Raw genomic sequence first — 14,350 nt, 5'->3', positions numbered from 1 at the left:
CTATTCTCCAACTAATTCTGTATACACTACAAATCTTTCTTCATGTGTTTTAGCTGTGCGATTATATTCCCCTGTACATGTAATTAACGTAAGGCCACTGCTATAGTTAAATCCAAAAATAGCTTCGACTGGTGAATCATTACGTGGATATGCTTCTGTTTTCGTAACAATAAAGCGGATCTTTTCGTCATTTTTTCCATGTACGACAATTTCATCGCCTTTTTCTAATTTCTCTAACTTATGGAAAACTGCAGGGCCTGTTGCCGAATCGATGTGACCTGCCATCACAGCATTTCCCTGTGCACCAGGTTTAATTCCCGGTTCGAACCAACCAATATTGTCAGGATTTTGAGGAACACCCATTTGTCCATTTTCTATACGGCCAACTCCTTCAATGACTGCATCTACCTTCAGCTTAGGTATCTCAAGCCGAGCAGGCTCAATACCTACTCGTTTATCAGCTAATGATAAACCTTCAGATGAGGGCAGTGCCGCCACCTCTTGAGCTGTTTCAGAAGTTGTTGTTTGCTCCGGTTGAGTCACTCGTTCTTGTTGTACCACTTCTGTAGATACCTCTTGCGCACAACCTGAAAGTAATCCAAGGATAAATAAAACACCTATTAGTAAATGGTTTTTCATAGCAGTGCTCCTCCTTTCCATTGTGATCAGATAAAAATTAAAAGAGGAGTCTCCCCCTCTTTTAATAGTTATTCGTTACTTTTCTTCGAATTAACACTGCGCCTGCTCCCATTGCTAGAATTAGACTAGACATAATTGCCCAAAGCGTATAATCCGTCCCCTGACTCATGCCACCTAGTCCTGTTTTCGGCATATCTGTTGGTGTTGCGGCTGCAAACTTCTCTGGGTATTGATCAACAACCGCTCCAGCTAAAGCTGTTCCTACACCAAACATATGGCTATATGCTTCATGAATACTGTCATATGCTTTGTCATAATCTTCGTCGACATAGCTGTTGAATGCAGCTAGTAATTGATCAACATGCCCTTTTAAACCTTCTTCTAAATCAGCTGCTTTCAATCTTCCCTCTGTAGCTGTATCAAGAAACTCTGCCTGTACTTTACGATATCCATCAAGATCTTTCATCGCTTTTTCTTTAGCTACCTCATCGTTACTAGCCGTTGCCGTAACATAATCTACAAAGAAACCAATGTGACTATTCCAGATTTCATTAAACTGCTTACCGCCTTCAACACCATAAACAGACTCAACTGATTTCGTTAGATCCTCTGTATTTTCATTCAATGCTGCGACAACTGCATCAAAGTCTTTCGCTCCATCAATCCCTTTTTGCATTGCAAGTATAGCAAGTGCTGCGTGTGCTGAGAATTCACTGTTCAAAGCTTCACGAAGGTCAGCTTCAGGTGTATCAACAGAAAGGTTATTAAATTTATCTGGGAACTGTTCTGTAATTGCCCAAGACAATCCTTTTCCTGTTCCAAACATATGGTGCATAGATTCAGTTAGACTTGTGTACGCCTTTTCATAATCTTCTGCTACATAGTTGTCGAACGCCCAAACAAGTTGATCAACGTGCATTTTCAATCCTTCTTCAAGATCTTTTGCTTTCAGACGTCCTTCTGTTGCTTTATCTAGAAAATCCGCTTGTACTACTCGGTAATTATCCAAATCCGCTAATGCTTTTGTACGTCCATCTTCATTCTTTTCAGCTGTAGCGGTTACATAGTCAACAAAGTATCCAATGTGGCTACTCCAAATCGTTTGGAACTGCTTGCCCGCTTCCTCTCCATAAATCGAACCAACGGCTGCTGATAGTTCCTCAGTGTTTTCGCCTAATTGTCCTGCTGCAGCTTCGAAATCTTTTGAACCGTCAATTCCTTTTTGCATCGTGACAACTGCTAAGTATGCATGTTCCGATAAAATACTATCAAGTGCGGCTCTTAAATCTACCGCTGGATTCGATACTGCTTCTGATTGTGCTGCTCCGTGGCCATGATCTGCGGCATTTGCTAAAGCCCCCATCGGAAGTAATAGTGAAACGCTTAATGGAATGGCTAACAATGTTTTGTTTAATTTCATTTGTATCTCTCCTTTTCGGTTTTGTAATAAGCTAACGCAATGAAAAATGGAATGGTTCACTTTTATTTAAAAAAGATTTTATTTTAAATTGAATAAGGCCAGACATCCAACATTAAAAAGCCTCATTCAGCCAGTAGAGTCGGCGAATGAGACTTTCTTTTTGTTCGATTATTTAAATTCCACCAGCTAAGACAATCACGCCTTCTGGTAGTGGTAAGTTTGGTTCTTTCTCAATGGTGATGGCAATTGTATCCCACTTCCCATCAAGGTTTGCTAATGGATGGCTTACTTTTCCCCCACCTGTTTCTGTAAGTTCAATAACGCCAGCTGGATATGGCTGTTCTCCTTCAATCACCCAGACCTGGTAAAGTTCACCTTCCCCTAAAACCGGTAAGTTTTCCGCATCAACAACTAATACAGGTTCACCTTTATCAGATAGGAGCATCGCAACCGCAGATGCATCTTCTACACCTGGTTGTGCAGCTAATACGGTTTTACCAATGACTTCAATATCACTTACTGCAATTTCAGGCGCTTTAGTATTTTCATTGATCAAATAGATATTCGACAACAAGGAAATCAATAATGCTGCTGCAACTGTCGGAAGCATAAATCTGAAACGTTTTTTCGGCTGATTTTGACTTTGAATCGGTGGAAAATAGTCAATAGTCTTCTGTTCAACGGGTGTTTCGGGTGTTTCGGGTGTTTCAGCTATTGCAGCAAAAACTTTAGCTTTCATCCCTGATGGAACTTCAACTTCTTCAGATAAAAAAGGTAAGTCCTCCGTTAACGTTTCCCACTCAATCAATTCTTCTTGGCATGATTCGCATCCTATTAAGTGTTCTTCGAATTCATTTATTTCTTCGTCGGTTAGGGTACGATTGAAATAATCAATCAGCATATTGCACTGTTTACTCATTCGAAAACCCCTCCTTCCTGTCCGATTAAGCCTTTCAAATGCTTTAACGCCAATCGGATTCTTCCTTTAACCGTGCCAAGCGGCAATTTACAATGGTCCGCAATCTTCTGTTGGCTATATCCTTGAAAATAGAACAGTTCAATAATTTCTTGCTGCTCTGCACTTAATTCGCCAATTGCTTCACGAATTTCCCCACGTTTTTCTTTCCACTCTACTTCTAATTCTGTAGAACCTGCCTCTTCGATCAAAGCATCTTTCTCGAGCATCGGCTCATGGTCATGACGCTTCAGTCTTCTGATTTCATCAATCGCTTTATTGCGCGTTATGGTAAGTAGCCACGATGAGAATTTGCCTTTGTCTTCCTGGTATACCGAAGTCCCCTGCCATAATTTCAGAAAGACGTCCTGAGTAACTTCTTCAGCAATGGTACGATCTCCAGTTAACCGATAAGCAAATGAGTAGATTAGTTTTTCATAGCGGTCATAAACGATTTCGAAGGCGTGACGATCTTGCTTCACGACTCTTTCATAGAGGTTTACATCATCCAATCCAGTCATATGATTCTCCTTTTTTCGAGCATTTCTTTAAGAATAGCATATTCTGGTTATCGAATGACCGATTTATTTAGCATCGGAGGGTTACTAAGCTAACGTAATATGTAGACAAAACGATCACTTTATTTTAACAGTTTCAAAAATCCCCACAAAGCTTGTTTACTGGGGGGGTATCCTAACTTGGATAAACTGCACTAAAGATATCCTACTTAAATATCATTATTTTCGGTAAAAAAATATCCGAATTCATAACTACTTCTAATCATTCTTCCTATGAATAATATTCTAACCAGAAATCGAATCCAAGTAAGGTTGCAATAGTTAAAGTAAGCTGGATTAGTGATACTTGAAAGTCTTTTCTGTTTTCCGAAAATCTCCATTCCATATATGCCTGAACGCCTATTTGAGTTAATACGAAAAATCCAATCATTATATATGTAGAATTAGGGCACAATTCTTCTTCAAGAATTGCCCACGTTAGATGAAAACTCGACTAACAGATCAATCTAATTAGCTGCTCTAAATCCCTCTCGGACCCTTTTCATTTCGGGAAAGTTTTAGTATTGCGATAACTACATAGACAATTAATCCTAAGGCCAATAACGTACGCACAGCCGATACATCGACAAACCAATCAATGATAGAGATTGTTACCAGGAGGATGCCAAAAAGCGAAAGATACTTGTTTAAACGAATTCTATAATCGGAAAATGTAGGTTCTTTTTTATATTCCTATCTTGCGAAAAGCAACAAGCTTTCTTTTGGAAAAATATATATCATAATTAAAATTACGTATAGGACGATTAAAATAAATCCATAAAAAATAATATCTCCCAAAGAGATCATCCCCCCTCAATTAATCTAAATGTTTTAGAAATAAGCTGCTTTTAAGTAGCTCAATCCAGGCATAAGGCTTACTCAACAAATAACCTATTCAATAATCATATTATTTCGCTTAGTTTTTTCTTTCCTAATTTATATACGGATGATTGCTTTATAGTTTCATTCAATTAGTCCATTACTGAAAAGGGTGCAATTCCTCTTCAAGAATTGCGCCCTTTTGTAGAGTATTGATACACACAATGATAAAACCTTTTTATATTGCTGGAACTAATATAGTCATATTCGAACCATCTAATGTACTTTGAAATGCATAAACAGGTTGAAAGTATCCCTTGGAATCTAAATAGTAGCTTACTCGTACTTTATGAACTTGTAAGGTATCAATTCTATTGTTTTCGGAAAGGATCTGAAAATTCCCTTCCAAGATTTCTGCAAATGCTTCTTGTTCACTCTTTATTTGAATATCCTTTATCTTGTCGTAGGTAATTAACTGATTCTCAATCTGCTTCACTGTATGATCATTATAATATGTTGCCGTTAAAGAACCGTCTATTAGCTGATTTCCACTAACTTTTTTATCTATTATCCACTCATACGAACCAGTATCGACTCTTTGAAAATAGAAGTCCTTTTGTATATCTACACCAAATTTCAATAAAGATTCCTTTAAGGATTCTTCATCTGTGTCTTTAGGCACTATTTCCTCATCGTGGCTTGAAAAGTCTGTAAAACTATAACCTCCATCTAAGAATTGGAACCATAAATCATATGATTTCTCTCCACTACTCCGATATATACCTTGATCTGGATAAGATATATCTTCTATATTTGCTGCATCCACATCCATCCTTTTATAAAATGTTTCAGCAAATGCATCTGCCTCAGCTTTTGTATAACTTGGCGCCTTATAAATTGGAATAGTTGCTTTCTTAACATTGAACTCAACATCAGAAGTAAGAATAACTTCCTTCATATTTACTTTATTGGTTGCCACAATGGAGAGGTTACCAAATTCCTTCAAATGATAATATGTAAACACACTTGTAGAAAAGATAACCACTAGTAGCAATGGCGAGAAATAGAATAATGATTGTTTTATTCCTTTCTCTTTTATGTTGATAAAACCCATAGTGATGCCATATCCAATGATTGCCCCTAATAAATTATTGAATAAATCGTCAACTACAAAATTACCGTATCCCGTTATTAATTGAACGCTTTCAATGGAAAGTGTACATAAGGCCGCTACTCCAATTGTCCATATCGCTTTTCGAAAACGTGGTTGTAATAATGGGAAAAGAATACCGAAAGGAACGAACATAAATATATTTAAATATATGAATTGCCAATGTCTAACACTAAAACTATTCCAAGATTCACGGTATGATGAAAATAAGGAAAAGTCCATTCCAGCATTATAGGTAGATCCCCTGTTTAAAAAAGTCACACCAATAACCATTATCACATAGCCGCTAAACATCACTAGCAAAAGTAGCCTCTTCTTTGAAAACCTTTTCTTCCCTTTTAAAATGGTTTTATAAAAAATGAAATATATTAGGATCAATATAATCCCTAAAGTAATTACAGCTAATAATGCTAAAGAAAAATATTCTCTAACTATACCTACGATTTCTTCTATTTTCATTTTTTTCTCCTTCATACGAATTCAAAAACAATATAATCCTTACCGCTTCTTTGCACGGTACAGAATATTTCTCTGTTTCTAACCCATAACTGTGAATGATTTTTTAAATTGGCCCGTTTACGCGATCTGGACGCAATCACTTTTTAAGCAATCGCGCCCAGATTGTGAAACTATTGGTATTTCTTAAGTAGTCCTATATGAATCTGTTTCTTTCCACTAGAAAATAAAACTAACTTATCCAATCCAGACATACTAATTTATCGTTTTTAATAGTCCAACCATATTTTTTATGATTTATGTCCTTACGACACAGATTGCAAAACTTTGGCCATCCTTCTTTACGCCACTTTGCAATAATTTGTAATCCGGCTGTATGGCAAAACGCAGTGTACTCAAATTCGTTTAACAACAAATATTCTTGGGGTTCGATATCTAGATCCCCATCATGAAACCTTTCCATAACCTCATCAAATATTTTATAAGCCTTGTCTTCATTAATTTTACTATCATTCAGAAGCGTTAATAAATCAATCATGGCTTATTATCCCTTCCTTTAACGTGCAGTTTGCACCTTCTACTAATTAAAAAGCTAATGACCCCAGATTTCATTACACAGGCATTTCCATTTAACATACCTTATATCATTTTCATCGGGCTTTCTTACAAATTCAATGAATACTTTTTCGCAAGCTCCCAATTCGATAAAGTTCTTTTGCGCTTGTTTTAAAGACGGAACATTAGCTCCCCCTTCATAATCAGGATCATCATATTGGACACTGTCATCTTCCCAGAAGCAAATTTCACAAATCTCGTAAGTGCCAGGTGGCTTTTTATATAATGTTTTATACCCACAACATGGACAAGTATATTTCATATAGTCTCTCCATCACTTTTAATTTAAATACTCCTTATACGGCAATATTTGGCCCTTTAACGGCACAATCCTTATTACAGAATCGCGCCCATTTGTAGCAATCCCCTATTGGTTCTCTTTCTTGACTGAAAATAGCTTACTACCTATCCACCAACCAATTAAAACTGCTAACACGGAAATTCCAATTGAAACAAAAACACTAGTATTAGGAATTAAAGACTCGAAAATAAAATTCACAACTCCTAAAAATATTCCCGTAAATAAAGCTATTTTGATATTTCCTTTTTTCATAGCTACCACCTCAAATATTAAATAACATTGTTTCTTTTACAAAAAATGGCCCGTTTGAAGCACAGCCCTTATTCAACAACTGCGCCAATTTGTTGAATGCTTAATCTTTGTTTTTTAAAAATGGTAAATAAAGTGCGAGACTCAAAAACACAATTATACCGATTATCACAACGTAAAATAAAAGCTCCATATTAACTCCCCCTAAAATTATTTGTTAATTCTAGATCCCCTGAAATGATACATTCAAAGCGTAAGTTTTCTTAACAATATGGCCCGATAGTAGCCCAGCCATTATTCCGTAAACGCCCCCATTTGCTTAATTACTTCAACTCAAGAGTTATAGCCGAATGAGATAATAAATATCATTGCAATCAAAGATACAACGATAAAAGTTGTAGATATTAAAGTTATAATTGCGGTTAAACTTTTAGGTATGTTAGTACGATTTTTCCAAGTAGCTACTAACAGGAAAATACTCAGTAAAATTATGATAAGAAAAAATGCTAAGAATCCAGAACGCTCTTTAATCATAAACCACAAATCCATTTCGTCTGCTCCTCTCCGATAACACTTAACTCAATTTTGTCCGATTGAGTCGCAGCGGTTGTTCAGTTAACGCACCAGTTGATTGAACAAACAAATTTTATGGATTCTAAATTTTCTTGTGCACAAGCACGTAACTATTTTGTAATCAAAATTTAGATTTCAGTACTTCTTTAAACTTTTCTGGTTCATCTACTCGAATAGCAACTTGCTCATAACTTTTCTTCATTCCCATAAGCAGAGTAGCTTCTTGTAGATGTTTTAATTTTATTATGACGTCCGGATATGCTTTCTTAAAATCGCGGGCTACAAAATCTATGGTGTTCTTAGTGAGCTTTTTTTCTAATGTGGAACGGTCTTTATTATCTCGTCAATATCCTCCCACCTTATTTCCATCCGTTTCATTAATCCCAATGAAACATACATGCGATCATTATCAATTTGCAAAGGGTTAAATCGCATAGCTTGGATATTGCCTAAAAATAAAACAATTGAATAGATATTTACAACTAACAATAGCAACGATAAGATCAATGACTTATCATGTAACCACCAATGCACTCCCAAAGTTTCGACTACAATTGCATGAATCATCATCACTTGAAATGCAATTAGACTTGATTTCTGATGAAGCGTAAACGTATTTTCTTTGCGGACAGGTTCTTTTTTCCAAAGGTAAAAAGCATAGTAGAACATCAGCATTTCTGAACAGATAACCTGTATAATCGGATTTTTTCTTACTTTTTGGTCTACTGCATTTGAGAAAGAAAATAAATGTGGTAAAGGACTATTCTTCACACTTCGGATGATTTCAGGCAAATATTTAAAGAGTGTTAACAACAATAATATCTCAAGAAAAACGAACCCGGCTTCCACTACAAAGCCCATTAGTGTAAGTGTCTTAAATGGAGTTAAATATTGCATTGGGATCATAAAGCGGGCGAGAATTAGTCCTCCTGCCATCAATGTAAGAAGATACTTCCAACTTAATTTTCGTTGCCAAGCTAAAAATAATACGGGAGCCACAATAGTTAGGTCGATTAGAGAATCCAGAACCACAGGACGAGTATTAGCTGGCAAAATGCTGATTCCAAATGAAGTGCGATATAAAGCAAAGTTGGAAGCCAGTACAAGTAAAAAAAGAATAGGCCATATCATACGTAGAGAAACTTTATTAAACACCATACTTTTCACCTCAGTTATTTTTAATTGTTAATTTCTTTAGTCCATTTGTGGAACACAAGTTAAAGATCCAGGGCTTGAACTATCGCGTCAATACCCTCCTGTGCAATCCTGATATGCCGTAAACCCACTCTATCGGAAATATGGTTAAATATTTTCATCAAAAGCACAATAATTAATAGGATTTACGCAATATTTATTTCCTTATGTATTTAAACATACAGACCTCAATCTTACTTAAGCTAATTGTAACACGCGCCATTTTAGATTCAGATTACAAATAAAAGAAGAATTAAAATAAAAAATCCTAAACCCTTGATATAAATGGGTTTAGGCTCTTTTCTGAATCTAATGTCTTTCTATTGTGTTGGATTCATTTTTGGGGGATACTTACTTTATTTATAGTGAATAATTTCAAGTCCGATAAATCTGTTATTCTTTTTGTAAATGATGATTACGGTCTTTATTCGCCTTATCTAAAATAGATTGTATGGAGTGACTTTCTAAATATTGGTGTAAGGCACTTTCAGCATTATCCATGACCTCTTTAATTCTACAAATACGTTGGTCCTCTTCTCGCTCCATTAACTGCTCATTGCTTTCATCTATCAATAATGTATGTTGTTTAGAATCTGAATTTGAACAGTTAAACATGTCTTGTCTACCTTCAGTGGACAAAATAACATCTAAAAATGTGATATGACTAGCTGAACGTGATATTTCATATCCACCTTTTACACCAGGGACAGCCCTTATAATTCCATCTTTCCGTAACTGAGTCATAATTTTCGACAAATAACTCTCCGATACGTCTAGCTTATAGGATAATTCTTTAATACCTACTTTATCTTCGCTCTCTGAATTAGCCAAATACACTAAGGCGTGTAACGCATAATCAGTACTCTTCGCAAATTGCATCTTCTCAACCCCCATCTATAATATTACTTCCTACTCAAATCTATCCATAATATCTACAATTGACAATTGAAAGCCCTCGAAAAACTATTTGAATTCCCTCTCTATTCGCCTTGTCCTTTTACTAAAATAATCTCTTTATCCCGATAAAGCATAACACTCGCCAACATAAATGATAGTAAATCAGCAATAGGGAATGCAAGAAACACCCCGTACACCCCGAAATAAATAGGTAAGATTACCACTAAAGGCACCAAAAAGAACACTTGCCTGGAAAGTGATAGAATTAAAGCTTGTCTAGGTTTCCCTAAGGCTTGATAAATACCACCAGCAATAATTTGTACGCCAACTATAAAATAAAGAGAAAAAATGATTTTCATGGCATTTGATCCTATTTCTATAAATTCTGGATCGCTTGTGAAAATACCCATAGCATACTCAGGGAATAATTGAGCAAGAAGAACGACGACTACAGAGATAATCACAACATATCTAAAAGATAACCATATCGTCTTTCTCATTCTTTCATATAGTTTCGCACCATAGTTGTACCCTACAATTGGTAACATTCCCTGCACGATTCCATTAATAGGCATGACAGCGAAGGCTATGACACGTTGGGCGACACCATAAGCTGCTAAATACATATATCCTCCGTATTGAAGCAACATCGTATTAATCACTATAGCGACTAAACTAAATGATGCAGTGTGTACAAAGGTTGGAAATCCAATAGTTAAAATTTCTTTTATAGTAGAAATCCTCATTCTAATATAGTTAAGATGAATTGTAAGTGAACTATGGCCTTTACGATAATATATTAAAATGATTATACTCATTATCGCGTGTGAGATTACGGTTGCTATACCAGCCCCCATTACTCCTAATCCAAAACCGAAATCGAATATAAGAATAGGATCAATGATAATGTTAAGTATTGCAGGGATGATCATTGCATACATTGCAAATTTTGCGTTTCCCTCTGCTCGTAAAATAATATTTGTCGCCATTGAAAAACTAACGAAAATGAACCCCAAAAGAATTGGTAACATATAAGCGGAAGCATAACCAATAATTTTTTCTGTTGCCCCAAATAAAATCAAAAGATCATCTAATAAGAAAATCCCAACTAGTATACTTACTATACTAATGAGGAGAAGCAGAAATATATAAGTCCCAAAAATCATGTTGGACTCTTTGATTCGTTTTTCCCCTAATCGTCTAGCTATTACTGAAGACGTGCCTACTCCTACGGAAGCCGCTAAGGTCATAACAATCATCATAACAGGGAATGAAACTGTCAATCCCGCAACTGCATTTACACCCTCTGCAAGTGAAATGTAAAACATATCAACAAGATTATATAGAGCCATAACGAATATACCTATCATTGCTGGTATAGCTAAATTTAACATTAATTTAGATGGTTTTTCAGTTCCAAGTTTGTCACTAGAATTCGGCTTTTCTTCTGAACGCATATAATACTCCTTTTTTACAGTAACTAATAAAACTAGTTGTTAAGTTTATATTAACAACTAGTTCAATACTGTTTTATTTATTTTTTTGTGCCACAACTACATAAACAGATTGGTTAGCCAATTTAGCTGGTGGATAAAGAACATCGATGATGTCAAAGCCAGCAGCAAGAACCTCTTCTTTCATATTTTCCGATGAAACCCTTGGGCCAGTTGATAACTCTGATTTCTCTAATTCAATACAAAGAAAAACTCCTTTATTTTTTAAGACTCGATAGATTTCGCCTAATGCAAGCGAAAGCGGTTTAACTTCGTGAAGTGATATCGAAGCAACGGCCTTATCAAATTCTTCGTCACCTATTTGTAGATCTTTGAAATCTGATACAAGCGTTTTAATATTGGTAATTCCATTTTCCACAGCTTTTGTTTCCAAATATTTTAAAATATCTTCATCAAAATCAAGTGCAGTAACTTCATCTACATACTTAGAAATGGGAAAACTTATATAACCAACGCCTGCTCCAAGATCTAATAATTTATCCTCTTTGTTAAGAGATACGAACTGAAATAACTCTTCAGCAGGGCTTCTCTCTATATTCTCCAGATTATTTATTTTCCTCATTAATTTTTCATTCATTTCATTTCCTCTTTCCATTACGGATATTATGAATCTACAATAACTATAATTGTTTTATAATTATTTGTAAAGACTTTTGTTTTACAGGATATTAAGATTGCATCCTTTATAAAAATCTTATTGGTAAATTTAATTTAAGCTATCATGTTATTTTATTAAGACCAAACTTTTTAGAAGGTTTCCTCGATTAAAGCTGCATTTACCCCCAAAGCAGCTTTGCTACCTTCCGCGGCCGCAATGATTAATTGGGATGGAGCAATCATTGACGTATCACCACATGCAAAAACTCCTTCAACATTGGTACGACCCATCCGATCCGTTTTGATTGCCCCTTGTTTGTTTAATTCACACCCTAGATTTTCGCCAATTGATGACGCTTGCTCCATTTCCGGTACGATAAATCCTCCCTCCCGTGAAATGGTAGTCCCATCTTCAAATAAGATGTTTGTCAAATAACCGTTATCACCAATTAATGAGGATATCTTTTGTTCGTAAATTATAATTCCTTTATCTTTATAAACCTTCTTTTCATCAATGGATAAAAATTGACTTCCATTAGTGCTGACAATCAGATCCTTGGTCCAGTTATATACAACCTTCGCCATATGAAAAGTGCTGTGGTTTTCAGCAATCACAACTAAGGGACGATCCCTTAATTCCCACCCATCACAGAAGGGACAACTAAAGAGACTAGTCCCATAAAAATTACTGATACAATCTATATCCGGTAGTTTTTCTTTAAGCCCAGCGGCTAAGACAACTTTCTTGGCCTGAAAGACCTCTCCTGCATCTGTTTCAATCGTAAATAATTGTCCCTTTTTAGTTACATTAATAACCCGCTGTCTCTTGACTTCAACATCGGGATATTTATCTAGTTCTTTGCTAGCAATTCTTCTTAACTCTTTAGGATTTATTCCATCCCTAGTAATGAAACCGTGTGATTCATTTGTTACAAAATTTCTAGGTTTATTATCATCAAATAACATCGTTTTTCGCAAAGACCTTCCAAGAACTAGGGAAGCATTTAACCCAGCAGGTCCCCCGCCAATTACGGCACAATCTAATATCATTCCATCATCTCCCTTGGTTTATTCTTACTTACTTTTGTTCATATACTTTTCTACTAGGTTATTGGCAATAACGATCCGACACTTATTATCGAGAGCCCATTTCATTTTTCCAGCCTTTATCATCACATTCTCAAGCATGGATTCTCCGTTATAGTTCATGGGCAATTAAACAAACTGGAATCCCCCCAACTGTTTTTTTCGTCTAGAAATGATGCTCCAACTTTGGGTTTGGAACCCTTATAACTAGCCCTAACCCCAGGGGGGTGACTCAAATAACCTGCCTTTAGCAAGTTTAGTATATATCTTTGACATGTAGGTTGTTTAAAGGTTTTACGTTTCTGCCAAATTCTAAACACCTATTGCACCTACTTCGGATAAGGTAAGTAGTACACCATTGTGTATAATGCTTAGTGAGTAGCTTTCGAGTATTTCATAACCCCTTTCTATTATCATTGATTATAGATATTGGCGGTCGTGTTTATCTATAATGATTTTATAATATCACCCTACAATACTTAAGTCAACTTAGATATTTTAAAACCATAATATCAATTAAGGCATAGCCAAGTTGAATAAGATGTAAAAGATTTTCCATCCCGAAATATATCTCTTTTTTACTATACAAAACACACGATTACTTCGAAATCGAACCTTCAATAATCTGGCCGATTGAAGCATAGTCCCTATTCAACAACTGCACCCGATTCTAGAGAATCACTTTATTAATTCTTCACCTGTTAAAATTTTGTATAGATCGGCTGAATCGTGCTTTGTTAATTTCACATATTTATCGCTATCGGTAACTATCTCTAGATTTTCACCTTTTGGGCTAATCCAAAGTAAATAAGATGCTATTTTGTCTTCACTGCTATTCTTAGATGGAAATTGAAATTGGTAGTCAGCATAACGTTCCATTTTTACTTTTGCATTTTCCCAATTAGCATTTTTCACTATATCTATCGCTTTAGTCACCTGTTTTCGTTGGGTGACTTCCTTGAAGTCTTCAAAAACATTTTCTTCTCCTGTTCGATTCTGCACAGTTATTTTTTGCCCTACCATTTCATTTACGCAACCCGAGCTAACTAACAAAACACTTAGTACAGAAAGAAATAGTAGTATTTTTTTCAAGCGAGTATACCCCCATATATTACTTTCTAATTGTATTAATACTACCCTAGTACAATAAGCCGTATGCCGTTTAAGTAGCAATAGGTAAGCCTTTGAAGTTATCTCCAACTTTTCCCCTGCTCCGCACGGAACGTGCCAGTTTCCAAGCATTCCGCGTTCCATCTAACGATGGTTTTATTAATTATAAGTTTCAAGTTACTCTTCTTGATTTGGGT

At 35.7% G+C, this 14,350-nt stretch carries 15 protein-coding genes; all 15 read right to left on the bottom strand.

Going from position 1 to position 14,350, the window contains the following annotated elements:
• Positions 1-639: a class F sortase gene (locus ACXYMX_RS12545; protein ID WP_459044583.1), complete on the bottom strand. Its 639-nt coding sequence runs from the start codon at positions 637-639 to the stop codon at positions 1-3.
• 61 nt (positions 640-700) lie between these two features.
• Entirely contained in the window at positions 701-2,059 is a 1,359-nt protein-coding gene (locus ACXYMX_RS12540; protein ID WP_459044582.1) for a copper amine oxidase, read from the bottom strand.
• Between the two features lie 172 nt (positions 2,060-2,231).
• Positions 2,232-2,978, bottom strand: coding sequence for an anti-sigma factor (locus tag ACXYMX_RS12535; protein ID WP_459044581.1), 747 nt, complete (start codon positions 2,976-2,978; stop codon positions 2,232-2,234).
• The gene (locus tag ACXYMX_RS12530; RefSeq protein WP_459044580.1) at positions 2,975-3,535 is read right to left on the bottom strand and encodes an RNA polymerase sigma factor; all 561 of its coding nucleotides are present in this window, start codon (positions 3,533-3,535) and stop codon (positions 2,975-2,977) included. The genes ACXYMX_RS12535 and ACXYMX_RS12530 overlap by 4 nt, the downstream gene beginning before the upstream one ends.
• A 268-nt stretch (positions 3,536-3,803) precedes the next feature.
• On the bottom strand, positions 3,804-3,986 hold the full coding sequence (locus ACXYMX_RS12525) for a DUF4181 domain-containing protein (protein WP_459044579.1): 183 nt from the start codon (positions 3,984-3,986) through the stop codon (positions 3,804-3,806).
• Between the two features lie 642 nt (positions 3,987-4,628).
• The gene (locus ACXYMX_RS12520; RefSeq protein ID WP_459044578.1) at positions 4,629-6,020 is read right to left on the bottom strand and encodes a VanZ family protein; all 1,392 of its coding nucleotides are present in this window, start codon (positions 6,018-6,020) and stop codon (positions 4,629-4,631) included.
• Between the two features lie 229 nt (positions 6,021-6,249).
• Positions 6,250-6,555 carry a hypothetical protein gene (locus ACXYMX_RS12515; RefSeq protein ID WP_459044577.1) on the bottom strand — a complete coding sequence of 102 codons (306 nt, stop codon included), beginning with the start codon at positions 6,553-6,555 and terminating at the stop codon, positions 6,250-6,252.
• A gap of 54 nt (positions 6,556-6,609) precedes the next feature.
• A complete protein-coding gene (locus ACXYMX_RS12510; RefSeq protein WP_459044576.1) occupies positions 6,610-6,894 on the bottom strand; it encodes a CPCC family cysteine-rich protein in 285 nt (94 codons plus the stop codon).
• A gap of 105 nt (positions 6,895-6,999) precedes the next feature.
• The gene (locus tag ACXYMX_RS12505) at positions 7,000-7,185 is read right to left on the bottom strand and encodes a hypothetical protein (protein WP_459044575.1); all 186 of its coding nucleotides are present in this window, start codon (positions 7,183-7,185) and stop codon (positions 7,000-7,002) included.
• 885 nt (positions 7,186-8,070) lie between these two features.
• A complete protein-coding gene (locus ACXYMX_RS12500; RefSeq protein WP_459044574.1) occupies positions 8,071-8,910 on the bottom strand; it encodes a beta-carotene 15,15'-monooxygenase in 840 nt (279 codons plus the stop codon).
• A gap of 432 nt (positions 8,911-9,342) precedes the next feature.
• Positions 9,343-9,828, bottom strand: coding sequence for an RrF2 family transcriptional regulator (locus ACXYMX_RS12495; RefSeq protein ID WP_459044573.1), 486 nt, complete (start codon positions 9,826-9,828; stop codon positions 9,343-9,345).
• A gap of 101 nt (positions 9,829-9,929) precedes the next feature.
• Entirely contained in the window at positions 9,930-11,303 is a 1,374-nt protein-coding gene (locus ACXYMX_RS12490) for an MATE family efflux transporter (protein ID WP_459044572.1), read from the bottom strand.
• A gap of 73 nt (positions 11,304-11,376) precedes the next feature.
• Positions 11,377-11,937: a class I SAM-dependent methyltransferase gene (locus ACXYMX_RS12485; protein WP_459044571.1), complete on the bottom strand. Its 561-nt coding sequence runs from the start codon at positions 11,935-11,937 to the stop codon at positions 11,377-11,379.
• Between the two features lie 170 nt (positions 11,938-12,107).
• The gene (locus ACXYMX_RS12480) at positions 12,108-13,007 is read right to left on the bottom strand and encodes an NAD(P)/FAD-dependent oxidoreductase (RefSeq protein WP_459044570.1); all 900 of its coding nucleotides are present in this window, start codon (positions 13,005-13,007) and stop codon (positions 12,108-12,110) included.
• Between the two features lie 714 nt (positions 13,008-13,721).
• Positions 13,722-14,135, bottom strand: coding sequence for a hypothetical protein (locus tag ACXYMX_RS12475; RefSeq protein WP_459044569.1), 414 nt, complete (start codon positions 14,133-14,135; stop codon positions 13,722-13,724).
• Between the last annotated feature and the right edge of the window lie 215 nt (positions 14,136-14,350).

The sequence above is a fragment of the Sporosarcina sp. CAU 1771 genome, from assembly GCF_054482775.1.
Note: the sequence above shows the minus strand (reverse complement) of the source record. Positions and strands in the feature narration are given on the sequence as shown.